The sequence below is a fragment of the Paraburkholderia sp. BCC1876 genome, from assembly GCF_902833695.1.
Lineage (GTDB): Bacteria > Pseudomonadota > Gammaproteobacteria > Burkholderiales > Burkholderiaceae > Paraburkholderia.
This window is the reverse complement of sequence record NZ_CADFGI010000009.1, coordinates 143,510-165,550: the sequence shown is the minus strand read 5'-3', so window position 1 is coordinate 165,550 and position 22,041 is coordinate 143,510. Positions and strand designations below refer to the sequence as shown.

Sequence of the window (22,041 nt, the reverse complement as noted above, 5' to 3'; positions counted from 1 at the left end):
ATAGGGTAGCCACGCAGGCCAAAAAAATCGGGCTAATTGTACCGCGACGTCGCGCGAAACGTCCACCGAGCGGGGTGGACGGCCCGTCCGCCCGCCGCAAAGCCAGCGCTAGCGTAGCTTTGCTCCGCCGTGCGGCATCGCGGGTCACACCTTACGCGAGCCCGTTTCAGGCCAACAGGCCTTCTGACTTATACTGGGTTTTTTCCCAAAAAAGAGCATCTCGCCATGCGTTTCGAAGGCTCATCGCAGTACGTCGCCACCGACGACCTCAAGCTCGCGGTCAACGCCGCGATGACGCTGAAGCGCCCGCTGCTCATCAAGGGCGAACCCGGCACCGGCAAAACCATGCTCGCGGAAGAAGTCGCCGCCGCGCTCGGCATGCCGTTGATGCAGTGGCATATCAAGTCCACCACCAAGGCCCAGCAAGGGCTGTACGAGTACGACGCGGTGTCGCGCCTGCGCGATTCGCAGCTCGGCGACGAACGCGTCAAGGACATCCGCAATTACATCGTGAAGGGCGTGCTGTGGCAGGCGTTCGAAGCGGACGAGCAGACCGTGCTGCTGATCGACGAGATCGACAAGGCCGACATCGAGTTTCCGAACGACCTGCTGCGCGAACTCGACCGCATGGAGTTCTACGTGTACGAGACGCACGAGCTGATCCGCGCGAAACATCGCCCGCTCGTGATCATCACGTCGAACAACGAGAAGGAATTGCCCGACGCCTTTCTGCGCCGCTGCTTTTTCCACTACATCAAGTTCCCCGATCCGGTCACGATGCAACAGATCGTCGAGGTGCACTACCCCGGCATCAAGAAAGAACTGCTGGCCGCGGCCATGCAGAGCTTTTTCGAACTGCGCAATGTCGCCGGCCTGAAGAAGAAGCCGTCCACCTCGGAACTGCTCGACTGGCTCAAGCTGCTGCTCGCCGAAGACATTCCGCCCGAAGCGCTGCGCTCGACCGACCAGAAACAGATCATCCCGCCGCTGCACGGCGCGCTGCTGAAGAACGAACAGGACGTGAGCCTGTTCGAACGCCTGATCTTCATGAACCGCAACAACCGTTGATACCCGTCTGACGCGCGACCAGGGCGGCGCCGCGCAGACGCCGAGGCAACGCCACCCGCCACCGATGAGCCCGTCACACCGACCACCCGCCGCCGAGGACCCAGCATGCTGATCGACTTCTTCTACTCGCTGCGCGCCGCCAAGCTGCCGGTGTCGGTAAAGGAATATCTGACGCTGCTCGAGGCGCTCAAGGCCAACGTGATTGCGCCGTCGCTCGACGAGTTTTACTACCTGTCGCGCATCACGCTGGTGAAGGACGAGAAGTACTTCGACAAGTTCGACCAGGCGTTCGGCGCCTATTTCAGCGGCGTCGCGAAAGCGTCCGAACTGGCCTTCGACGTCCCGCTCGACTGGCTGAAGAAGAAGCTGCAACGCGATCTGTCGCCGGAGGAAAAAGCGCAGATCGAAGCCATGGGCGGCCTTGACAAGCTGATGGAGCGCCTCAAGGAACTGTTCGACGAACAGAAAGAGCGCCACGAAGGCGGCAGCAAATGGATCGGCACCGGCGGCACCTCGCCGTTCGGCAACGGCGGCTATAACCCGGAGGGCGTGCGCATCGGCGGCGACGCGGCGGGCAACCGCACCGCGGTGAAAGTGTGGGAATCGCGCGCCTATCGCGACTACGACGACCAGGTCGAAATCGGCACGCGCAATATCAAGGTCGCGCTGCGCCGTCTGCGCCGCTTCGCGCGCGAAGGCGCCGCCGAAGAACTCGACCTGCCCGACACGATCCGCAGCACCGCCGCGAACGCCGGCTGGCTCGATCTGAAGATGGTCCCGGAGCGGCACAACAAGGTGAAAGTGCTGATGCTGCTCGACGTGGGCGGCTCGATGGACGACCACATCAAGCGCGTCGAGGAACTGTTCTCCGCCGCCAAGGCCGAGTTCAAGCACCTCGAGTTCTATTACTTCCACAACTGTGTGTACGATTTTCTGTGGAAAAACAACCGCCGCCGTCACGCCGAGCGCATGCCGACGTGGGACGTGCTGCACAAATTCACGCCCGACTACAAGCTGATCTTCGTCGGCGACGCGACCATGAGCCCGTACGAAGTGCTGCAGCCGGGCGGCTCGGTCGAATACAACAATCCCGAGGCCGGCGCGGTCTGGCTACGGCGTCTCGCGGACCACTTCCCGCATCACGCGTGGCTCAATCCCGAACCGGAAGGGCTGTGGGCGTATCGCCAGTCGGTCAGCGCGATTCGCGAAGTGCTCGGCCACCGTATGTACCCGCTCACGCTCGCCGGGTTGGAGACCGCCATGCGCACGCTGAGCAAATAAATCCGTTCGTGCTTTATCTTCACCTGCTTCACCTTCAACGATAAGAAAGCTGCCGCATGCGTCCGTCTACCTCCCCCGATTTGTCCCCTTCCGCCACGCCGCCGGGACGTTCCAACCCGTTCGCCGACACCTCGCTGTCCACCATCGTCGCCGGTTTCGTCGCGATGATGACCGGCTATACCAGTTCGCTCGTGCTGATGTTCCAGGCGGGTCAGGCCGCGCATCTGAGCGATGCGCAGATTTCGTCGTGGATCTGGGCGCTGTCGATCGGCATGGCCGTCTGCACGATCGGCCTGTCGCTGCGCTTTCGCGCGCCGATCGTGATCGCATGGTCGACGCCCGGCGCGGCGCTGCTGGTGTCGTCGCTGCCGCATGTGGCGTATCCCGAGGCGATCGGCGCGTTTATCGTCTGCGCGGTGCTGCTGACGTTGGTCGGTCTGACCGGCTGGTTCGACACGCTGATGAAAAAAATCCCGGCCGGCATCGCCTCGGCGTTGCTGGCGGGGATTCTGTTCGAGATCGGCATTGAGATTTTCCGTGCCGCGCAATTCCAGACCGCGCTGGTGCTGACCATGTTCTTCACCTATCTGATCGTCAAACGGCTGGCCCCGCGCTACGCGATCGTGACGACGCTGATCGTCGGCACGGCGGCGGCCGGTGGGCTCGGCCTGCTCGATTTCAGCCGCTTTCACGTAGCGCTCGCGCATCCGGTGTTCACGATGCCGGCGTTTTCGTTGGCCGCCAGCGTCAGCATCGGCATTCCGCTGTTCGTCGTCGCGATGGCGTCGCAGAACGTGCCGGGCATTGCCGTGTTGCGCGCGGACGGCTACAGCACGCCGTCGGCGCCGCTGATTTCCACGACCGGCCTCGCCTCGCTGCTGCTCGCGCCGTTCGGCTCGCACGGCATCAATCTTGCGGCGATCACCGCGGCGATCTGCACCGGCCCCGAAGCGCACGAAAACCGCGACAAGCGTTACACCGCGGCGGTCTGGTGCGGCATTTTCTATCTGATCGCCGGGGTGTTCGGCGCCACTATAGCCGCGCTGTTCGCGGCGCTGCCGAAGGCGCTGGTGGTGTCCGTCGCGGCGCTGGCGCTGTTCGGCTCGATCATGAGCGGCCTCGCCAACGCCATGCAGGACCTCAAGCAGCGCGAAGCGGCGCTGGTAACGTTCATGGTGACGGCCTCCGGGCTGACCTTGCTGTCCATCGGCTCGGCGTTCTGGGGGCTGGTGGCGGGCGTGGTGACCCAAATGGTGTTGAACGCGCGGCGTGGCTGAGCGCCCGAAACAAGGGTGAACCGATCGCGTTGGGCAAGTGTCAACCCTGCATCAGGCGATCCGCCATAGAATAGAAGCATCCGGCAGCGCTTTCCGTCAAAATGCCCCGGCACTATGACGGGCAGCGCTGCAGCGTGACCCGCGGCCGCCGGCACTGGTGAATCCGATCAGTCCGGCGGCGATCTCATTTCTCCTGAACCACGGCGCGCATGCGCCCTGAAGGCTCGAACATGACAACCGCACTCGACCAACTCAAGCAATACACCACCGTCGTCGCCGATACCGGCGACTTCCAGCAGCTTGCCCAGTACAAGCCGCAGGACGCAACGACCAATCCGTCGCTGATTCTGAAGGCCGTCCAGAAAGACGACTACAAGCCGCTGCTCGAAAAGACCGTGAAGGCGCACGCGTCGAAGCCGGTTGGCGCGATCATCGACCAGTTGCTGATCGCGTTCGGCACCGAAATCCTCAAGATCATTCCGGGTCGCGTGTCGACCGAAGTGGACGCGCGTCTGTCGTTCGACACCGAAGCGTCGATCGCCAAGGGCCGCGAGTTGATCGCGCTGTATAAGGACCACGGCATCGGCCGCGAACGCGTGCTGATCAAGCTCGCGTCCACGTGGGAAGGCATCCGTGCCGCCGAAGTGCTGCAGAAGGAAGGCATCCACTGCAACATGACGCTGCTGTTCTCGCTCGCACAGGCCGCGGCTTGCGCCGAAGCGGGCGCGCAACTCATTTCGCCGTTCGTCGGCCGTATTTACGACTGGTACAAGAAGAACGCCGGCAGCGCGTGGGACGAAGCGAAAGACGGCGGCGCCAACGATCCGGGCGTCAAGTCGGTGCGCCGCATCTACGCGTACTACAAGAAGTTCGGCTACAAGACCGAGGTGATGGGCGCGAGCTTCCGCACGCCGGGTCAGGTTCTGGAACTGGCCGGCTGCGATCTGCTGACCATCAGCCCGGATCTGCTGCAAAAGCTGCAGGAGAGCACCGAGAAGGTTGAACGCAAGCTATCGGCGGACCTCTCGCAGGGCGCGGATATCGAACGCGTGCCGGTGGACGAATCGTCGTTCCGTTTCCTCGTCAATGACGAAGCCATGGCGACCGAAAAGCTCGCCGAAGGTATCCGCGCGTTCGCCGCAGATGCCGTCAAGCTGGAAAAGCTGATCGAAGCGCTGCGTTGATGGCGGTGAGATTCGCGGCGGCGGAGTAAGTCGCCGCGCTTGCCGCGAAGATTGTTCGGCAAACGGCCCCGGACCTGACGGTTCGGGGCCGTTTGCCGTTTACCGACCCGCCCTACCCTACGATATAAAGTCACGATCCCGCCGCAACGGACGACTACAATTTTCACCACGCCCGTCCCTCGTGGCAGCTTACCGAGGGCCGCCGGCGCCTGCTGTTCCTACTTCAGGAGACGATCATGTCCGTTCAGCCTTACGTGTTTTTCAACGGCCGTTGCGAAGAAGCGCTCGACTATTACACCGAGAAACTCGGCGCCGAAGTGCTGCTCAAGATGCGCTACAAGGAAGCGCCGCCCGACCCGCACAACGCGCCGCGCGCCGGCCTCGAAGAAAAAATCATGCACGCGTCGATCAAGATGGGTTCGACCGTCTGGATGGCGTCCGACGGCCATTGCGATCCCGCCGCGAAAATGGAAGGCTTCGCGCTGTCGCTCACGGCCGAGCCCGCCGTCGCCGAAAAATACTTCAACGCGCTCGCCGACGGCGGCCAGGTCACGCTGCCGTTTCAGCCGACCTTCTGGAGCAAGGGCTTCGGGATGCTGGTGGACCGTTTCGGTCTGATGTGGATGGTGACGTTGCCGGAAGACTGAACTCGCCGCCGCGCCGTGCCGCGGACGCTGCTAAACCTTCAGCAAGGTCCGCGAATGCCGTTCGATATTCCAGTTCGGCTCGGTTTCCAGCAATAGCGCGCGCAGCCGGTCCACCTGCTCCGCGAGCCGCTGACCGAGCCAATACGGCCCCTGCAGATCGGCCGGCAATCTGAGCGCCGCGTCGCCATGCGCCTGCGCGAGCGGCGACGCGGCCGGAATCCCAAAATGCGTCGCCCGGCCGAAGCGCAAGCCACGCGAAATCGCCAGCAGAATCGCCCGCACGGCGCGCACCTCGGCGCCGCACTGCGCGCCATACGCGGCGCGCGCGACCGCGTCGGCGTGCATCAGCGGGCCGGTGGCGAGCAGTTCCAGCGAACTGAGCACCGAGCGGTGCAACCGCTGAATTTCATCGAGTCTGGACTGCGGCACGTCGATCTCTTTCGCGACCGACGGCATCAGCGCACGCAACTGCACCAGCCGCTTGTTGATCGCCAGAAAGTGCTGAACCTGTTCTTCCTCGCTGATCGTCTCGCCATCGATCAACCGCGTGTAGATGCGCGCGCATTCGCGCAGATTGGCCGCGATGCCGTAGCGCCACGAATAAGTGGCATGCAGCGGCAGCGCGAACGAAAACGCCAGCGCGATCACAATGCCGATCAGCACGTTCAGCGTGCGCCACAGCCCGACGTCGATCAGATTGTCGCCATGCCCGGCGACGATGCACATCGTGATGGCCGTCAACAGCCCGATGTAACCGGACGAGCCGATCGCGAACCACGCGCAGATCGCCGCGACGATCGACATCAGCACATAGGTCAGCGGCAACGAGCCGGTGAAATTCTGCACGAGGATCAGCGCGAGTCCGATCGTCGCGCCGAGGAGCGTGCCGGCCGCCCGTTCGGCGGCTTTCTTGCGGATATTGCCGTGATGTTGCAAGCCGCCGATCACCACCAGCAACGTTACCGACGACCAGATGCCATGCGGAATGTCGATGCCCGTAGTCGCCAGAATCGACACCAGCATCGCGAGGCCAACGCGCAGGCTATGCAGCACCTTCGCGTGACGATAGCGGTAATACGGCGAGGTGATCGCGCGCACCATCCGGCTGAGCGCCGAGCGGCGTGGAATCACAGTGTGGGAATCGGCAGAGGCCATGGCGGCGCGGCGAATCCTTCGAAAGACAGTTCCGCTATCGTGCCCTGGACTGCCCTATAAAGACAAACGCCCGCGAACTTTCGTCCGCGGGCGCCGTGATTCATGCTGCGATGAGACAGTCAGGCGCTGTTAGCCCTCGACCACATCCAGATAATCTTCCGGACGCGTGCGGTCCTCGGCGCGCTGCATGCCGAGCACGCGCACCAGCAGACTCACCAACACCGACACCACCAGGTTCACGATCAGCGACCACACCGCCGCGTAGCCCGGAATCGCCAGACCGAACAGGTGAATCGTGAAGATCGAGCCCGCCAGCTTCAGCGAAATCGCCATCCACGTGCCGGTTGCAATCCCCACCGCCCAGCCGGCCAGCAGACCGCGATAGTCGAGCACGCGCGTGTACAGACCGAGCACGATCGCCGGCAGCGTCTGGATGATCCAGATCCCGCCGAGCAGTTGCAACTGGATCGCGTACGTGAGCGGCAGACCGAGAATGAACGCGACCGCGCCGACCTTCACGATCAGCGAGACCAGCTTCGCGACATTGGTCTCCTGCTCGTGCGACATGTTGCGGTTCACGAACTCTTTGTGGATGTTGCGCGTGTACAGGTTGGCCGCCGCGATCGACATGATCGCCGCCGGCACCAGCGCGCCGATGCCGATTGCCGCGAACGCCACGCCGACGAACCACGACGGGAAGAAGTGCAGGAACAGCGCCGGCACCGCGAAGTTCGGGCCGAACGCCTTGAAGTACGGCGCGAATTCCGGCATGTCCTTCACGCCCGAGGCCAACGCCATGAAGCCGAGCAGCGCGAGCAGGCCGAGCACCAGTGAGTAAGCCGGCAGCATCGCCATGTTGCGGCGAATCGTGTTACCCGACTTCGACGACAGCACCGCGGTGATCGAGTGCGGATACAGGAACAGCGCGAGCGCCGAACCCACCGCCAGTGTGGCGTACGCGCTATAGCCGTTCAGGCTCGACACGTCCGGCGCCTTCAGCAGCAGCTTGGCCGGCGGCACGACGCTGAAGATATGCCCGAAGCCACCCAGTTGCGGCGGAATCACGATAATCGCGGCGAAGATCACGATATAGATCAGGATGTCCTTCACGACCGCGATCATGGCCGGCGCGCGCAGACCCGAGGTGTAGGTGTAGGCCGCCAGAATCGCGAACGCGATGATCAGCGGCAGATCGCCGACGAAGCCCTTGGTGTCGAAACCGAGCGCGCCGATCACCACTTCGATACCGACCAGTTGCAGCGCGATATACGGCATGGTCGCGACGATGCCGGTGACGGCGATCGCGAGAGCCAGCATGCGGCTGCCGTAGCGTGCCGACACGAAGTCCGCCGATGTCACGTAGCCCTGACGTTTGGCGATGCTCCACAGTTTCGGGAACACGACGAACGCGAACGGATAGATCAGGATCGTGTACGGCAGCGCGAAGAAACCGGTTGCGCCCGCACCGAACACCAGCGCCGGCACGGCGATGAAGGTGTACGCGGTGTACAGGTCGCCGCCCAGCAGGAACCAGGTGACGACGGTGCCGAAGCGCCGGCCGCCGAGGCCCCACTCTTCCAGATGGGCGAGATCGCCGCGCCGCCAGTGGGCCGCGACAAAGCCAAGAATCGTGACGCCGATGAAAAACAGAACGAAGACGAAAGTTGCGGTGGCGTTCATTATCGTGCGCCCCCTTGCGGACGGCCCGATGAGCGCGCCTTGGTCTTGAAGTACACGAGCGCCGTGATGACGGCGCTGATCAGCACCCACAGGAGCTGATACCAGTAGAAGAACGGGAAATCGAACAGTTGCGGTTCGACCTTGTTGTATGACGGCACCCAGATCATCGCGATCCAGGGCAACAGCAGCAACCAGAGCCAGTGCTTGCTGGCCTTGTTCGCGTCGGCGTCGTGAGCCATGACGTCTCCTCTTCCCTATTATTGAAATGTTGTTGGCCCGTGTTTGACGGGTGGTGGAACCCATTGCGGATAGCCACGGGCGCCCCGAAAGCTTCGAAAGAGTATAGGAGCCGCGAACGTGCGGTCAAGCAGGGCCGACCCGAGGCGCGAGCCTGCTGTTGGGGCGCGCGGAGCGGCGGCTTAACGGAGACGAGGGGGTATGGCGGACTGCAGAACCGTCGCATGCACGCAACGGGGAGGCGCGAAGCCCAGGGGGAAGTCGAGCCGGCGGCAGCCGGCCCGACCTTGACGGCATCAGATCGCGAACGACGCGCCCTTCTGCCCGGTCGATTCCTGCAGACCCTTGATCCACTTGCGCGCCGGCAAGCCGAGTTCCGCTTCGATCAGCCTGGCGCGCGCCTGCAGCGCCGTGAACGGCACGTCGAGCGCCGGGCCCGAGAACGCGATCGCGATGCGGTTGCCGTCGTGCACTTCCGGCAGCGCGATCACGCGGCCGTCGAAGGCTTCGTTCAGGCGCTTCATGTTGCGCACGAAGCTCGGATGATCGCCGAACAGATTCACCGTCACCACGCCCGCATCGGTCAGGCACGCGCGCACCGCGCGGTAGAAGCCGACGCTGTCGAGCACCGGGCCGCGCGCGGTCGCGTCATAGACGTCGACCTGCAGCGCGCCGATCGTGCCGTGGTTGACGCTGTCGTTGACGAAGTCCCACGCGTCGGTTTCGTGCACGGTCAGGCGCGCGTCGTCGTGCGGCAGTTCGAACATCGTGCGGGCGGCAATCACGACCGCCGGGTTCAGTTCCACCGCCTCGACCTTGGCGCGCTTCAGGAAGCGGTACGCGAACTTGGTCAGCGCCGCCGCGCCCAGACCGAGCTGGACGACGCGCTTGGGCGTTTCGATGAACAGCAGCCAGGCCATCATCTGCTGCGCGTATTCGAGTTCGATGTGATCCGGCTTACGCAGACGCATGGCGCCTTGCACCCATTCCGTGCCGAAATGCAGGAAGCGCACGCCGCCTTCTTCGGAGAACGTCACCGGTGCGAAACGCGGCTTGCGCGGCGTTTCGATTTGCGGCGCGTCGTGCAGATCGTCGTCGTGCAACGGGCGCTTCCTGCTGCGCACGGCTTGCTGTTTGCCGCCGGCGCTGGCGGAGTCGGCGTCGCGATTGCGGAAGGCGCGCGCTTCGGCCGAAGCGCGCTTGATCAATTTCGTCATGTGAGGATGTCGCGTTAGAGGCACAATTTTTGGTCGAACGAGAGCATAGCATTCGCCGGACTGGACGAAGGCAATACGAGGGCGGCGTAGCCGGCCACGCCGATCGCTGGCGCCGGCGAGGCGCCGCAACGGATCGATATTTTGTCCAGTTTGACACCTCTGCCGATCACCCAGCATGCTGCTGCCACGCACGCATTGCCTGCCGACATGACCTGTTTCGTCGTTACGTCACCGAAACCTGCTAGCCTCGGTTTCGGCGCTACCACCTCCATCACACGGGAACCGTAAGCATGAGTCATATCCACTTCATCGGCGGAGAAAAAGGCGGCGTGGGCAAATCGCTCGCCGCCCGCGTGCTAGCCCAGTATTTCATCGATCGGGGCGTGTCCTTCATGGGCTTCGATACCGACAGATCGCATGGCGCGCTGCTGCGTTTCTATGCCGACTTTGCCGCGCCTGCCGTTCTCGACCAGCATGACAGCCTCGATCCCGTCCTGGAAGCGGCCATCGCAGAACCGCAGCGACGCATCGTGGTCGATCTCGCGGCCCAGACGCAGCAGGCGCTCGCCGGATGGCTCGACGATTCGGACGTATTCGGTTTCGCCGAAGAACACGGCCTCGCGCTAACGTGGTGGCACGTCATGGACACCGGGCGCGATTCGGTCGATCTGTTACGGCAATGGCTCGACGCCTTCGGCGGACGCATCAAGCTGGTACTCGTGCTAAACGAAGTTCGCGGCGACCGCTTCGAGATTCTGGAGGCATCGGGCGAGCGCAAGCGGGCCGAAGCACTCGGCGCCAGCGTGATAACACTGCGCCACCTGCCCGATACGACGATGCAGAAGATCGATCGACAGAGCGCGAGCTTCTGGGCGGCAGTCAATCATCCGGATCGTGCCGCCACCGGGCTCGGCTTGCTGGAACGCCAACGCGTCAAGGTGTGGCTACATCGCGCTTATGCGGAACTGGACACGCTCGCCTTGTAGGCGGGTCCGGCTTCTACGCGGGGCGCACGGGAAGCCCCGCGTTTGCGCGATTGAGAAACAACGTCAGGAAACAACCTCTCGCCACAGCAACAGCTTCTGATCGAAAGACAGTGTCGCATTCGCCGGACTAGAAGAAGGCAGCACCAGCGTTTCATATCCCGCCTCGCCTATCACGCCGGCAAATCGCCCCGCCGTCTTGCCGTTGAAACACACCTTCTTCAGCAAGGGCGCATGCTCGCGCAGCGCATCGAAATCGTTCGGCTTCGCATTCCGGATCGCCGAATCGAGACTGCCTTCGCGATGGCACGCGGCAAGCACGTCCCAGACACCGATCCCGTGCTTCAACACGAGCTTGAGACGTTCGTCATAAGCGAGCGTATGCAACTGAGGCTCGCCGAGCACCTCGCCCAGTAAGCGCCAGAACTGATTCCGCGGATGCGCGTAATACTGCGTCGCGACCAGCGACGCCTCGCCGGGAAAGCTGCCCAGAATCAGCGTATGGGTATTCGCCGCGACGACGGGAGGAAAACCGCGCAGCATCAGCGGCCTCGCTCATTGGATGGACGCGGCGCCGGCGGATCCTCTGACGGCACCTCCTTCGGCGCGTGCGCGCGTGATACGGTGTGGTCGAGCGGTCGGCCGTGCTCGCGCACACGTGGATGCGCGGCGTGGGCCGTTAGGGCAGAGTTCGCGTCGTCAGCGTGGGAAGAAGCCGTCGCCGCGAGATGCGACCACAGTGCAGGCAGAAAGCATTCCGTCACCATCAGCGGCGCGCCGTGGCGTTCGAACACCGAGCGACGCGCGACCAGCGCATGCGGCGACGCCGTGGTCGCGGCAATTTCACGCGCCGCCAACCGGTACAACGGATGACGCTCGGTTAAACGCCGGCTCACCAGCGCCGAACGCGCGACGCTGCTGTCGCTATACAGCAGCTCGGCCAACGGCCGCGTGCGCAAACGCCGGGTGGCCTGCCACACGCCGACACTCGCGACGAGCGGCGTCACGCTATGCGCGGCGACGAACGGCACGCGGTCGACCGACAGCACCACTTCCCGAACCCACACCTGCGCGCGTGACGCGAGGCCGAGCGCGGCGTACTCGTCGGCCCACGGCAGCGCGACGCTTTCACGCGTGACGCGCACCGCGACCGCACCGAGCGCACGCAGATGCGCGGTCAGTGAACCGCCGCGCGTCAGCCAGTCTTTCTGGGCGGCGCTGAAGCCGGGTAAAGGAGCAACGCGCCAGTGGGCGTCGGCGGCATCGAAACGGATAGGCATGGTGTCGGATTATAGCGGCGCTCAGCGAAGAGCTTGCGGCGGCCGCACCCGCTCGTTCAGCGGTGGTTTCCACCCACGCTTCGCGCCAAACTTTGCGCCACACTCACCGGTTGCGGGCCGGCATCGCCTGCAAGCGGTTTTTGACCCGCTCGACCACCGGCGCCCAGTCCGCCGGCTGTGGCTGCCTGAACAGTTCGATCGAGTCGTACCAGGACTGCGTCTCCTCGCTGCCCCACGACCAGTGCGACACATGGTCGAGCATCGCGAACACCGGGCAACCGAGCGCGCCGCCCAGGTGCAACGGCGCGCTGTCGATCGTCACCAGCGCATCGAGCACGCCGAGATGCGCCGCCACGTCGTCGAAGCCGCTTTCATAGGCCGCCGTCAGATCGCACACGCGATAGCCTTGCGCGAGCAGCGCCGCCGCGTCTTCGTGACGGCCAGGCGTGAGCGGGTAAAACACGACATCCGGCAGCGTCAGCAGCGGAGCAAGCGCGGCAAGCGGAATCGACCGCTTCGCATCGCGCCGATGCGTCGGACTGCCGGACCACACCAGACCGACGTGACGCTTCGCATCCGGCGCGCAGGCGTGAAGCCGCTCGCGCCATGCGGCCATCTTCACGACATCGGCGTGCAGATACGGTGCGCCGCGTAGTTCGTCCGGCCGCAGATCGAGCGCGAGCGGCAAGCTCATCATCGGCAAGCCGTAGTCGGGCGTGCCGAGCGGGCCGTCCTCGATCGACACGCAATCCGCGTAAAAACGTACGAACAGCGGTTGCAAGGCGCGCCGCACGGCCAGCACCAGGCGGCCGCCTTCGGCGTGCACGCGTGCGGCCATTCGCGGGACGAAACGGACCATCTGGATATCGTCGCCGCTACCCTGCTCGCTATGCACGACGAGCGTTTTGCCCGCCAGCGATTCACCCCACCAACGCGGACACAGCGCGGCCATCACGGTGACGATGTTGTTGGGTTCACGGTCGGCGCGTGCGAGCCGCGCCTCGAAGCGCGGCCATCCGCTCGTCCACGCGCCGCGTCGCAATTCCAGATCGGCCAGATCGACGGCCGCCTCGACCGTCGACGGGTCGAGCGCCAGCGCCGCTCGCAACGCCGCTTCGCTGGCGTCATAACACGCCTGCTCGGCCAGATACATGCCGATCGCCGCCGACACATGCGGATTGCCGGGCGCGGCGCGATCGACGGCGCGCATGGTGGCCTCCGCGGCGGCCGCGTCGTTGCTTTGCCACTGCGCGTGACTGAGTTGCCAGGCCATTTCCGCATCCGCGGGATTGCGCGCGAGGCGCTCGCGGCAGATGCGTTCAACCGTCGGCCAGGCGCAAATCTCGCGGAAGGCCAGCGCGAGTTGCAACGGGAGCGCGGGGTCCAGCTCAGGGTTTAGCGCGTAGGCTCGCGCGAGCGTCGCGCGGCGCTCGGTCTGCGCGGAGGAGGTTGCCAGGGCGGAATCGTGCATGGGAATTCACAGAAAGTCGCGACGCGCGAACGCGTCCTCGTTGAATAAGATCCGGCGCAAATGCGACCTAGAAGATTGCGATAAATCCTTCAGGCATCCGAATTTAGAATGCGGAAGAATAAGACAATCCCCCGTGATTACGTCTCATAAACCAATCTCAATTTATGGTCGTTGATTATGTTTAGTTAGTTACCCATACTTATTCGAGTCGACCAAACAGGCCATGCCTGTGCGGCCGACATAATCGATAACTAACACGCCAGGAGTCACCCTTGAATACTGTCAACACGAAAGAAACGTCTGACCGAATCGCTCATCTGGCCGCGCTGGTTTTGCGGCGTTCGTCGGTTACGTTCATGGAGAAGGAACTCGCCGGCTCGGCGCTCGCGCAGCATCACACGTCCAAGCAGACTAGCCAGAAGATCGGCAGTCTGGCGGCAAAGGTACTGGCCGACCATGCGTCCTGCCAGGAAGCCAAGGAACTGGCCGGCTGCGTGCTCTCGCAGGTCACGCATTTGAACGGCCCGGTTCCGGCCCGCTAAGTCTCGCGCTTACAAAGGCTCACGCCGCAGCTCAGGCGCTGCCAAAAAAAATGCGCTGCCAAAAGGCAGCGCATTTTTCAACTCCCAGCGTCAACTAGACGCCAGTTACATCGCACTCACTGCGCACGCGCCAGCAACAACGCGTTGGTGCGCTTCACGAAGCTCGCCGGATCTTCCAGCGATCCACCTTCGGCCAGCATGGCCTGATCGAACAGCAGGTGGCACCAGTCGTCGAAGTTCGCGCTGTCCGCGTGCAAGCCCTTCACCAGCGCGTGTTCCGGATTCACTTCGAGAATCGGATGGAACGACGGCGCGTCCTGGCCTGCGGCCTTCAGCATGCGTTGCAGATAACCGCTCATTTCACCGTCGTCGGCCACGAGGCAGGACGGCGAATCGGTCAGGCGGAACGTGAGACGCACGTCTTTCGCCTTGTCCTTCAGCGCTTCCTTCATCTTCTCGACGAGCGGCTTGAACTCTTCGCCGACCTTCTCCTGCGCCTGCTTTTCTTCATCGTTCAGCGCGCCCAGATCGAGATCGCCGCGCGCCACGCTTTGCAGCGGCTTGCCGTCGAATTCGTTCAGGAACGACAGCATCCATTCGTCGACGCGATCGGTCAGCAGCAGCACTTCCACGCCCTTCTTGCGGAACACTTCGAGATGCGGGCTGTGGGTCGCGGCCAGCCAGGTATCGGCGGTCACGTAGTAGATCTTGGTTTGCTCGGGTTTCATTCGCGCGACGTAGTCCGCCAGCGAAACGGTCTGCTCCGCCGTGTCCGTATGCGTCGACGCAAAGCGCACGAGCTTCGCGATCCGCTCGCGATTGGCGAAGTCTTCGCCGATGCCTTCCTTCAGCACCTGGCCGAATTCTTTCCAGAAACCGGCGTACTTGGCGCGCTCGGCTTCGTCTTCCGAATTGGCCAGCTCTTCGAGCATGGACAGCGAACGCTTGATCACGCCTTCGCGAATCGTCTTGACGTCGCGGCTTTCCTGCAGGATTTCGCGCGACACGTTCAGCGGCAGATCGCTCGAATCGACCACGCCCTTCACGAAGCGCAGATAGCCCGGCAGCAGTTGCTCGGCTTCGTCCATGATGAACACGCGCTTCACGTACAGCTTCAGCCCGCCGCGGTTGTCGCGGTTGAACATGTCGAACGGCGCGTGGGTCGGCACGTACAGCAGTTGCGTGTACTCGCTGCGGCCCTCGACGCGGTTATGCGTCCAGATCAGCGGGTCCTGATGGTCATGCGCGAGGTGCTGATAGAACTGCTTGTACTGCTCTTCGGTGATCTCGTTCTTCGAACGGGTCCACAGCGCGCTGGCCTGATTGACGGTCTCGTCTTCGTCTTTCGTGACCATCTCGCTCTTTTCCGCGTCCCACTCTTCCTTGTGCATCAGGATCGGCAGCGCAACGTGGTCCGAGTACTTCTGAATGATCGCCTTCAGACGATGCGACGACAGCAGCTCGTCTTCTTCGGCACGCAGATGCAGCGTGATGGTCGTGCCGCGCGCGGCGCGCTCGATGCTCTCGACCGCGAAATCGCCCTCGCCCGCGCTTTCCCAGCGCACCGCGTCCGACGCCGGCAAACCGGCACGGCGCGTTTCGACCGTGATCTTATCGGCGACGATAAAGCCCGAATAAAAGCCCACGCCGAACTGGCCGATCAGCGCCGCGTCTTTCTGCTGGTCGCCGGAAAGCTTGCCGAAGAATTCCTTGGTGCCCGAGCGGGCGATCGTGCCGAGGTTGGCGATCGCTTCGTCGCGGCTCATGCCGATGCCGTTGTCGTCGATCGTGACGGTGCGGGCGGCCTTGTCGAACGCCACGCGAATCCGCAGATTCGAATCGCCTTCGTACAACGCGCTGTTTTCGATCGCTTCGAAGCGCAGCTTGTCGGCCGCGTCGGACGCGTTCGAAATCAGCTCGCGCAGGAAAATTTCCTTGTTGCTGTACAGCGAATGGATCATCAGGTGCAGAAGCTGTTTCACTTCTGCCTGAAAGCTCATGGTTTCTTGTGCCATGGTCGGACTTCCTCTCTGTTGCGAATGGGATTCAAATCAGGGTAAAGCGGGACGCCTGGCGCGGCCGGTGCGGGCTGTGCGGCCTTTGCAACTGGCCGCGCAGCGCCGGCGGTCGGTGCGCCGAGTCGGTCCGTCGGTGCGTCAATTCGGCGGCTACCGGGCGGCTACCGGATTGCCCGCGTATTTTGGGGCAAGCTCGCGCGGTTTCAAGAGGCGCGGCGTGCGACTCCGTCAAGATAGCGGGACAGAAACGTCGCCAGTTCCGGATCGCCGCAGTTGGCGATATTGAAGCGCATCCAGGTGGTCGGCGACTGCTGCGGCGAGAACAGGCTGCCGGGCGTCAGCAGAAAGCCGGCTTCGTGACCGGCGGCGGCCAACGCGCCGGCGTCGACGCCGGTATCGGCCCACAGGAACATGCCGGCCGCGGGCGTCAGGAACAGCTTCAGGCCGGTCTTTTCCAGCATCCGCACGGATTTTTCGCGCACGCCGTCGAGCCGCACGCGCAGCCGCTCGACATGCCGCCGGTAATGGCCCTCGGTCAGAATCTTGTACAGCACGCGCTCGTTCAGTTCCGGGCTGGTCATGCCGACCAGCATCTTCTGATCGCTGACCGCCCGCGCCACGTCCGGCGCGCACGCAATAAAGCCGACGCGCAGATTCGGCGCGAGCGTCTTCGAAAAGCTGCCGAGGTAGATCACCCGCTTCAACTGATCGAGGCTCGCGAGCCGCGTGCCCGGATAGCTTGGCGGACACAGGTCGCCGTAAATATCGTCCTCGACGACGATGAAGTCGTAGGCCTCGGCGAGCCGCAGAATGCGGAACGCCTGGGCCGCCGTCAGCGACGTGCCGGTCGGGTTCTGCAGCACCGAGTTGATCACCAGCATCTTGGGCCGCCACGTCTCGACCAGCGCTTCGAGCGCGTCGAGGTCCGGGCCGTCCGGCGTGTACGGCATGCCGACCAGCCGCGCGCCCTGCGACACGAAGCGCCCGAACATCTGAAACCACGCCGGATCGCCGACGATCACCGCATCGCCCGGTTTCACGTAGATGCGCGAGATCAGGTCGATGGCCTGCGTGACGCCGGACACCATCACGATCTGGTCCGGCGAGGCGCCGATTTCCAGCTCCTCGAGCCGCGTCTGCAACTGCTGGCGCAGCGGCAGAAAGCCCTGTGGCGTGCCGATGCCGAGCATCTGCGCGCCGCTTTGCCGGCCGAGCGTGCGTAACGCATTGGTGATCAGGTCGCCGTCGAGCCAGCGCACCGGCAGATAACCGAGACCCGGACTGCGCTCCGAGCGCGCGCCGGTATGCAGCATGTTGCGCAGCAGCCAGACCACGTCGAGCGCGGCCGGCTCGGGCGTCGCGATGCTCGGCGCGCGCGTCTCGACCAGCGCCACGCCGCTCAGACGCTCGCGCACATAAAAGCCGGAACCGCGCCGCGACTCCAGATAGCCTTGCGCGACCAGCCGCTCGTAGGCCTCGACCACCGTGAAGCGCGACACGCCTTTGTCCAGCGCGAGCTTGCGGATTGACGGCATGCGCATGCCGGGACGAAACACGCGTTCCTCGATGCGGCGGCGGGCCCACTGCACGAGTTGCTCGACCAGCGTCATCGAGGTGGTGTCGTGCGGCGTGGGAATCTGGGCAAGCGGGACGGACATGACAGGCTCCAACTGTTCCCCGAGCGGACGTCGTACGGGACGTCGCTCAGGACGTCGTACAGGCGTACTGGAAAGTATCGAATCGATTGTACCGTTACTGTGCCGGTCGTCGCCGCTACATTTTGAGAGAAGCAACGGGACAACGCGACCCGGCCGCGACGGGACGAACGTCCCACCGGCCGCGACGGGACGAACGTCCCACCGGCCGCCAGCGATCCGGCAAGACCCGCCGAAAACACCCCGCGCATGGCCCGCCGATCCGGCAAACGGTTATGCTTACGGCCCCGGCAGCGCAGCCGCCCACCCTGGCGCGCGCCGGCCGGCCGCAGACAACCCGTTTTCCGTTTCCCGATCCGTCATGACCGCCCATACGCTTCGTCTCGACCACCTCGTGATTTCCGCCCGTACCCTCGACGAGGGCACGCAGTATGTCGCCGATACGCTTGGCGTCGCCCCGGCCGGCGGCGGCGCGCATCCGCTGATGCGGACCCACAACCGTCTGCTGAACCTGTGGGGCGGCGTGTATCTGGAAGTGATCGCGATCGATCCGCAGGCAGCCGCACCGGCCGACGGCAATGCGCCGCGCGCCCGCCTGTTCGCGCTCGACGATCCGGCCATCCAGGCGCGGCTCGAAAACGGCCCGTATCTGTCGCACTGGGTCGCGCGGGTCGACCGGCCGAAGCGGCTGTCGGCGTGGCAAACGCAGTATCCGCAGCGCATCGCACCGATCGTGCCGATGACACGCGGCGATTTCACATGGGGCCTGTCAGTCCTCGACGACGGCGCATTCCCCAGTTGGCAAGGCGTTGGCGACGGTGTGCTGCCCTCGCTGATTCAGTGGGACTCGGCGCACCATCCATCCGCGTTCCTGCCGGACTCGGGCATTGCGCTGAAAGCCTTGAAAGGCGCGCATCCGCAAGCCGACGCCATCGCGGCGCAGTTGCAATGGCTCGGCGCCGCGCATCTGATCGCATTGCAGCCGACCGAGGGCGCCGCGGCGCTCGTCGCCGAGTTCGATACGCCCGACGGTCTACGGACCCTTAATTAAAGCAGCGCGCGCGGGTCGCCGACTCGCGCGATAATTGAAGTTTTGACCGGTTCCACCAATACCAGCAGAGGAAGACCATGGACCAAAGCGACTTGAAAGCCCCCACGTGGCAACTATCCGAACGCGCACGCAAGCTCACGAGCTCGGCGATTCGCGAGATTCTGAAAGTCACGGAACGGCCCGAAGTCATTTCGTTCGCGGGCGGCCTGCCCTCGCCGGCCACCTTCCCGGCTGAACGCATGCGCGAAGCATCGGACCGCATTCTGCGCGACTCGCCCGCCGCGGCGCTGCAATACAGCGCGACCGAAGGCTATCTGCCGCTGCGTGAATGGGTGGCGAAGCGCTATTCGGTGAACGGCGCGCAGATCCGTCCCAGCCAGGTACTGATCACCACCGGTTCGCAACAGGCGCTCGACCTGCTCGGCAAAGTGCTGATCTGTCCGGACAGCCCGGTGCTGGTCGAAACGCCCACGTACCTCGGCGCGCTGCAATCGTTCTCGATGTACGAGCCGCGCTACGTTCAAATGCCGACCGACGAACAAGGCCTGATTCCCGAAGCCCTCACGCCCGAGCTGACGGCCGGCGCGCGCCTGTTGTACGCGCAACCGAATTTCCAGAATCCGACCGGCCGCCGTCTGCCGGTCGAGCGCCGCCGCGCGCTCGCCGAGTTCGCGAAGACCGCACCGTTCCCGGTGATCGAAGACGACCCGTACGGCGCGCTCGACTACGCCGGCGAGCCGTTGCCCACCATGCTCTCCATGGCGCCGGACCATATTGTCCACCTCGGTTCGTTCTCGAAGGTGCTGGCGCCGGGCCTGCGGGTCGGCTACATCATCGCGCCCGAAGAACTCATCTTCAAACTGGTGCAGGCCAAGCAGGCCACCGACTTGCACACGCCGAGCTTCACGCAGCGCATCGTGTACGAAGTGATCAAGGACGGTTTCCTCGACACACACGTGCCGACCATCCGCGAGCTGTATCGCAATCAGTGCGAAGCCATGCTGGCCGCGCTCGAACGCTATATGCCCGAAGGCGTGAGCTGGAACCGTCCGGAAGGCGGCATGTTCGTGTGGGTCGATCTGCCCGCGCAGATCGACAGCATGAAACTGCTCGAAGAAGCCGTCGCGCAAAATGTCGCGTTCGTGCCGGGCGGACCGTTCTTCGCGAACGAGGCGCAACACAACACGCTGCGTCTGTCGTTCGTCACGGTGCCGCCGGCCAAGATCGACGAAGGCATGGCGCGTCTCGGTGCACTGATCCGCGCGAAGATTTAAACGCAGCCTGCTTGCGCGCATAGCGCCCAGCACGCCTCACCGAATTCCATCACTGACCAAGGACGCAACATGGCTCAAACCAATGTGTACGACAAGCTCAAGGAACTGGGCATCGAACTGCCGACCGCCGGTGCGCCGGCCGCCGCTTATGTAATGAGCGCGCAAAGCGGTAACACGGTGTACCTGTCGGGTCATATCGCGAAGAAAGACGGCAAGGTGTGGACCGGCAAGCTCGGCGCCAACCTCACGACGGAAGAAGGCAAGGCCGCGGCGCGTTCCATCGCTATCGACCTGCTCGCTACGTTGCACACGCACGTCGGCGATCTGAACCGCGTCACGCGCATCGTCAAGCTGATGAGCCTCGTCAACTCGACGCTCGAATTCACCGAACAGCATCTGGTCACCAACGGCGCGTCCGAACTGGTCGCCGACGTGTTCGGCGAGCGCGGCAAGCATGCGCGCTCTGCGTTCGGCGTTGCGCAGATTCCGCTCGGCGCGTGCGTCGAGATCGAGATGATTGCCGAAGTCGAGTAAGGCTGCGTAACGGTAACCAGAACGCGTCGCGAGGTCTCAGCACCTCGCGGCGCGTTCTGCTTTTTGCGGCGAGGTGGCTCGTTGCGTCAGCACCGGATAGAATCCGCGAACCCGATTCACTCGCACGATTCGCCGGACCGCGCACGATGCTCGCCAACACTGTTCGTTTCAAACAAGTCGACGTGTTCACGTCGGTGCCGTTCAAAGGCAATCCGCTTGCCGTGGTGTTCGACGCCGATACGCTCGATGCGGATCAGATGCAGGCGATCGCGCGCTGGACCCATCTGTCCGAAACCACCTTTCTGCTGAAGCCGACCGACCCGGCCGCCGACTATCGCGTGCGCATCTTCACGATCGAGGGCGAGTTGCCGTTCGCGGGTCACCCGACGCTCGGCACCGCGCATGCGCTGCTCGAAAGCGGCTATCAGCCGAAGCAGGCCGGCCGCCTCGTCCAGCAATGCGGCGTGGGTCTCGTCGAACTCAAGGCGTTGCCGGAAGCGACTAGCGCAGAAGGCGCGGCCAACACCGAACAACACGCGTGGGCTTTCGCCGCGCCGCCCGCTCGCGTCACACCGCTCGGCGCGGATCGCTATACCGAACTGTCTACGGCTTTGCGTAGCGACGCGATCGATTTCAGCGCCGTGCCCTGCGCGGTCGACAATGGTGCACCGTGGCTGGTGGTGCGCGTTAATTCGGCGCAAGACTGCCTCGCGCTCGATCCCGATGGGAGCGCACTCGCCAAACTCGTGCAGTCGGTCGATGCCATTGGCCTCGCTGTCTACGGTCCGCATGAAGCCGGCGGCCCGGCCACATTCGAAGTCCGCTGCCTGATGGCCGGCGATCGCTTCGGCACCGGTGAAGACCCGGTCACCGGCAGCGCCAATGCGGCGCTCGCCGGTTTGTTAAGCACGCAGCAGCGTCGCCCGGGCGAGCGTTATACGGCTCGTCAAGGCACCGTGCTCGGTCGTGCGGGCCAGGTGTCGGTGCACTACGACGACGCACACGGCAAGACGTGGATCGGCGGCGCCTCGGTGACGATCGTCGACGGCACGTTCCGCCTGCCATGAACGGCACGCTCTTTGCCTGCCCAGTGTTGGCCAGCGTGTCCGTGTCCTCGCCACGCAATAACGGACGCGATTTGCCCCACTCAGCCACGCTAAACCACAAAGCGCCGCAGACTCTGCCCAATTAATGCTTTTTGCATTGCGAAAGGCCTGGCACACCTGAACGCCGCACCGCGACTCCCGATGAAACATTCGAAAACGACCACCGGGCCGCGGCCCCAGCACCGGCCGAAGCGGCCAGAAATTCAGCCGGGCAGCGCCGTTTGCTGCGCCCGCGTATACCCGATGCGCGGCCCCTTCCTTAATGCAGTGGCATTAAGTAATATCGAAAGGTGCCTGATAACGTGCGGACGGTTGGGCACGACACCACGCTCCCTCCTCCTGCGCAGCAGTTCCGGCACCCTGGTCACGATGCAGCCAACC

General features: G+C 64.0%; 19 protein-coding genes and 2 pseudogenes. 11 read left to right on the top strand and 10 right to left on the bottom strand.

The genetic code is table 11. The features are described 5' to 3' along the window. Nucleotides 1–225: 225 nt before the first annotated feature. The 5 genes from HWY05_RS28300 to HWY05_RS28280 all read left to right on the top strand — a co-directional run bounded on the left by HWY05_RS28300 (nucleotide 226) and on the right by HWY05_RS28280 (nucleotide 5,457). Nucleotides 226–1,068: a MoxR family ATPase gene (locus HWY05_RS28300; protein WP_035552001.1), complete on the top strand. Its 843-nt coding sequence runs from the start codon at nucleotides 226–228 to the stop codon at nucleotides 1,066–1,068. Between the two features lie 105 nt (nucleotides 1,069–1,173). Then, nucleotides 1,174–2,349 carry a VWA domain-containing protein gene (locus HWY05_RS28295; RefSeq protein ID WP_035552004.1) on the top strand — a complete coding sequence of 392 codons (1,176 nt, stop codon included), beginning with the start codon at nucleotides 1,174–1,176 and terminating at the stop codon, nucleotides 2,347–2,349. Nucleotides 2,350–2,405: 56 nt separating this feature from the next. Continuing rightward, nucleotides 2,406–3,626 (top strand): benzoate/H(+) symporter BenE family transporter, encoded by a 1,221-nt coding sequence (locus tag HWY05_RS28290; protein WP_176060419.1) that lies wholly within the window; start codon nucleotides 2,406–2,408, stop codon nucleotides 3,624–3,626. A gap of 230 nt (nucleotides 3,627–3,856) precedes the next feature. Next, on the top strand, nucleotides 3,857–4,810 hold the full coding sequence (gene tal / locus HWY05_RS28285) for a transaldolase (RefSeq protein ID WP_035552009.1): 954 nt from the start codon (nucleotides 3,857–3,859) through the stop codon (nucleotides 4,808–4,810). Between the two features lie 236 nt (nucleotides 4,811–5,046). Beyond that, nucleotides 5,047–5,457 carry a VOC family protein gene (locus HWY05_RS28280; RefSeq protein ID WP_035552012.1) on the top strand — a complete coding sequence of 137 codons (411 nt, stop codon included), beginning with the start codon at nucleotides 5,047–5,049 and terminating at the stop codon, nucleotides 5,455–5,457. Nucleotides 5,458–5,487: 30 nt separating this feature from the next. Here HWY05_RS28280 and HWY05_RS28275 read toward each other — a convergent pair whose 3' ends face one another. From HWY05_RS28275 to HWY05_RS38460, 5 genes and pseudogenes are all read right to left on the bottom strand, one after another. Continuing rightward, the gene (locus tag HWY05_RS28275; RefSeq protein WP_176060418.1) at nucleotides 5,488–6,612 is read right to left on the bottom strand and encodes an FUSC family protein; all 1,125 of its coding nucleotides are present in this window, start codon (nucleotides 6,610–6,612) and stop codon (nucleotides 5,488–5,490) included. Nucleotides 6,613–6,741: 129 nt separating this feature from the next. Next, nucleotides 6,742–8,292 (bottom strand): sodium:solute symporter family protein, encoded by a 1,551-nt coding sequence (locus tag HWY05_RS28270; protein ID WP_035552015.1) that lies wholly within the window; start codon nucleotides 8,290–8,292, stop codon nucleotides 6,742–6,744. Continuing rightward, nucleotides 8,292–8,531: a DUF3311 domain-containing protein gene (locus HWY05_RS28265; RefSeq protein WP_035552017.1), complete on the bottom strand. Its 240-nt coding sequence runs from the start codon at nucleotides 8,529–8,531 to the stop codon at nucleotides 8,292–8,294. The genes HWY05_RS28270 and HWY05_RS28265 overlap by 1 nt, the downstream gene beginning before the upstream one ends. A gap of 294 nt (nucleotides 8,532–8,825) precedes the next feature. Next, nucleotides 8,826–9,746 carry a spermidine synthase gene (locus HWY05_RS28260; protein ID WP_176060417.1) on the bottom strand — a complete coding sequence of 307 codons (921 nt, stop codon included), beginning with the start codon at nucleotides 9,744–9,746 and terminating at the stop codon, nucleotides 8,826–8,828. A gap of 14 nt (nucleotides 9,747–9,760) precedes the next feature. After that, nucleotides 9,761–9,859: pseudogene (locus HWY05_RS38460) on the bottom strand (DNA-deoxyinosine glycosylase); the annotation flags it as partial. Nucleotides 9,860–10,036: 177 nt separating this feature from the next. Here HWY05_RS38460 and HWY05_RS28255 point away from each other — a divergent pair. Then, nucleotides 10,037–10,732 carry a mobilization protein gene (locus tag HWY05_RS28255; RefSeq protein ID WP_035552025.1) on the top strand — a complete coding sequence of 232 codons (696 nt, stop codon included), beginning with the start codon at nucleotides 10,037–10,039 and terminating at the stop codon, nucleotides 10,730–10,732. A gap of 63 nt (nucleotides 10,733–10,795) precedes the next feature. On the opposite strand, the gene HWY05_RS28250 is transcribed toward HWY05_RS28255, so the two are convergent. The 3 genes and pseudogenes from HWY05_RS28250 to HWY05_RS28240 all read right to left on the bottom strand — a co-directional run. Further along, on the bottom strand, nucleotides 10,796–11,272 hold the full coding sequence (locus HWY05_RS28250; RefSeq protein ID WP_035552028.1) for a DNA-deoxyinosine glycosylase: 477 nt from the start codon (nucleotides 11,270–11,272) through the stop codon (nucleotides 10,796–10,798). Beyond that, a complete protein-coding gene (locus HWY05_RS28245) occupies nucleotides 11,272–12,009 on the bottom strand; it encodes a chorismate lyase (RefSeq protein ID WP_176060416.1) in 738 nt (245 codons plus the stop codon). The genes HWY05_RS28250 and HWY05_RS28245 overlap by 1 nt, the downstream gene beginning before the upstream one ends. A gap of 103 nt (nucleotides 12,010–12,112) precedes the next feature. Continuing rightward, nucleotides 12,113–13,450: pseudogene (locus tag HWY05_RS28240) on the bottom strand (hypothetical protein); the annotation flags it as partial. Between the two features lie 302 nt (nucleotides 13,451–13,752). Here HWY05_RS28240 and HWY05_RS28235 point away from each other — a divergent pair. After that, entirely contained in the window at nucleotides 13,753–14,022 is a 270-nt protein-coding gene (locus HWY05_RS28235) for a hypothetical protein (RefSeq protein ID WP_035552033.1), read from the top strand. 116 nt (nucleotides 14,023–14,138) lie between these two features. Here HWY05_RS28235 and htpG read toward each other — a convergent pair whose 3' ends face one another. Then, the gene (gene htpG, locus HWY05_RS28230) at nucleotides 14,139–16,037 is read right to left on the bottom strand and encodes a molecular chaperone HtpG (RefSeq protein ID WP_035552036.1); all 1,899 of its coding nucleotides are present in this window, start codon (nucleotides 16,035–16,037) and stop codon (nucleotides 14,139–14,141) included. A 206-nt stretch (nucleotides 16,038–16,243) separates the two neighbouring features. Then, nucleotides 16,244–17,698 carry a PLP-dependent aminotransferase family protein gene (locus HWY05_RS28225; protein WP_035552038.1) on the bottom strand — a complete coding sequence of 485 codons (1,455 nt, stop codon included), beginning with the start codon at nucleotides 17,696–17,698 and terminating at the stop codon, nucleotides 16,244–16,246. A 358-nt stretch (nucleotides 17,699–18,056) separates the two neighbouring features. Between HWY05_RS28225 and HWY05_RS28220 the strand changes: the two genes are divergently transcribed. The 4 genes from HWY05_RS28220 (at nucleotide 18,057) to HWY05_RS28205 (ending at nucleotide 21,621) form a co-directional block, all read left to right on the top strand. After that, nucleotides 18,057–18,746, top strand: a complete 690-nt coding sequence (locus tag HWY05_RS28220; RefSeq protein WP_176060415.1) for a VOC family protein — start codon at nucleotides 18,057–18,059, stop codon at nucleotides 18,744–18,746. A 77-nt stretch (nucleotides 18,747–18,823) separates the two neighbouring features. After that, nucleotides 18,824–20,020 carry a PLP-dependent aminotransferase family protein gene (locus tag HWY05_RS28215; RefSeq protein WP_035552042.1) on the top strand — a complete coding sequence of 399 codons (1,197 nt, stop codon included), beginning with the start codon at nucleotides 18,824–18,826 and terminating at the stop codon, nucleotides 20,018–20,020. Nucleotides 20,021–20,089: 69 nt separating this feature from the next. After that, on the top strand, nucleotides 20,090–20,554 hold the full coding sequence (locus tag HWY05_RS28210) for a RidA family protein (RefSeq protein ID WP_035552044.1): 465 nt from the start codon (nucleotides 20,090–20,092) through the stop codon (nucleotides 20,552–20,554). A gap of 146 nt (nucleotides 20,555–20,700) precedes the next feature. Further along, nucleotides 20,701–21,621: a PhzF family phenazine biosynthesis protein gene (locus HWY05_RS28205; RefSeq protein ID WP_176060414.1), complete on the top strand. Its 921-nt coding sequence runs from the start codon at nucleotides 20,701–20,703 to the stop codon at nucleotides 21,619–21,621. Nucleotides 21,622–22,041: the final 420 nt, after the last annotated feature.

Coding starts and splice junctions, on each gene's coding strand:
- HWY05_RS28300 (WP_035552001.1), top strand. CDS start 226: ATGCGTTTCGAAGGCTCATCGCAGTACGTCGCCACCGACGACCTCAAG.
- HWY05_RS28295 (WP_035552004.1), top strand. CDS start 1,174: ATGCTGATCGACTTCTTCTACTCGCTGCGCGCCGCCAAGCTGCCGGTG.
- HWY05_RS28290 (WP_176060419.1), top strand. CDS start 2,406: ATGCGTCCGTCTACCTCCCCCGATTTGTCCCCTTCCGCCACGCCGCCG.
- tal (WP_035552009.1), top strand. CDS start 3,857: ATGACAACCGCACTCGACCAACTCAAGCAATACACCACCGTCGTCGCC.
- HWY05_RS28280 (WP_035552012.1), top strand. CDS start 5,047: ATGTCCGTTCAGCCTTACGTGTTTTTCAACGGCCGTTGCGAAGAAGCG.
- HWY05_RS28275 (WP_176060418.1), bottom strand. CDS start 6,612: ATGGCCTCTGCCGATTCCCACACTGTGATTCCACGCCGCTCGGCGCTC.
- HWY05_RS28270 (WP_035552015.1), bottom strand. CDS start 8,292: ATGAACGCCACCGCAACTTTCGTCTTCGTTCTGTTTTTCATCGGCGTC.
- HWY05_RS28265 (WP_035552017.1), bottom strand. CDS start 8,531: ATGGCTCACGACGCCGACGCGAACAAGGCCAGCAAGCACTGGCTCTGG.
- HWY05_RS28260 (WP_176060417.1), bottom strand. CDS start 9,746: ATGACGAAATTGATCAAGCGCGCTTCGGCCGAAGCGCGCGCCTTCCGC.
- HWY05_RS28255 (WP_035552025.1), top strand. CDS start 10,037: ATGAGTCATATCCACTTCATCGGCGGAGAAAAAGGCGGCGTGGGCAAA.
- HWY05_RS28250 (WP_035552028.1), bottom strand. CDS start 11,272: ATGCTGCGCGGTTTTCCTCCCGTCGTCGCGGCGAATACCCATACGCTG.
- HWY05_RS28245 (WP_176060416.1), bottom strand. CDS start 12,009: ATGCCTATCCGTTTCGATGCCGCCGACGCCCACTGGCGCGTTGCTCCT.
- htpG (WP_035552036.1), bottom strand. CDS start 16,037: ATGGCACAAGAAACCATGAGCTTTCAGGCAGAAGTGAAACAGCTTCTG.
- HWY05_RS28225 (WP_035552038.1), bottom strand. CDS start 17,698: ATGTCCGTCCCGCTTGCCCAGATTCCCACGCCGCACGACACCACCTCG.
- HWY05_RS28220 (WP_176060415.1), top strand. CDS start 18,057: ATGACCGCCCATACGCTTCGTCTCGACCACCTCGTGATTTCCGCCCGT.
- HWY05_RS28215 (WP_035552042.1), top strand. CDS start 18,824: ATGGACCAAAGCGACTTGAAAGCCCCCACGTGGCAACTATCCGAACGC.
- HWY05_RS28210 (WP_035552044.1), top strand. CDS start 20,090: ATGGCTCAAACCAATGTGTACGACAAGCTCAAGGAACTGGGCATCGAA.
- HWY05_RS28205 (WP_176060414.1), top strand. CDS start 20,701: ATGCTCGCCAACACTGTTCGTTTCAAACAAGTCGACGTGTTCACGTCG.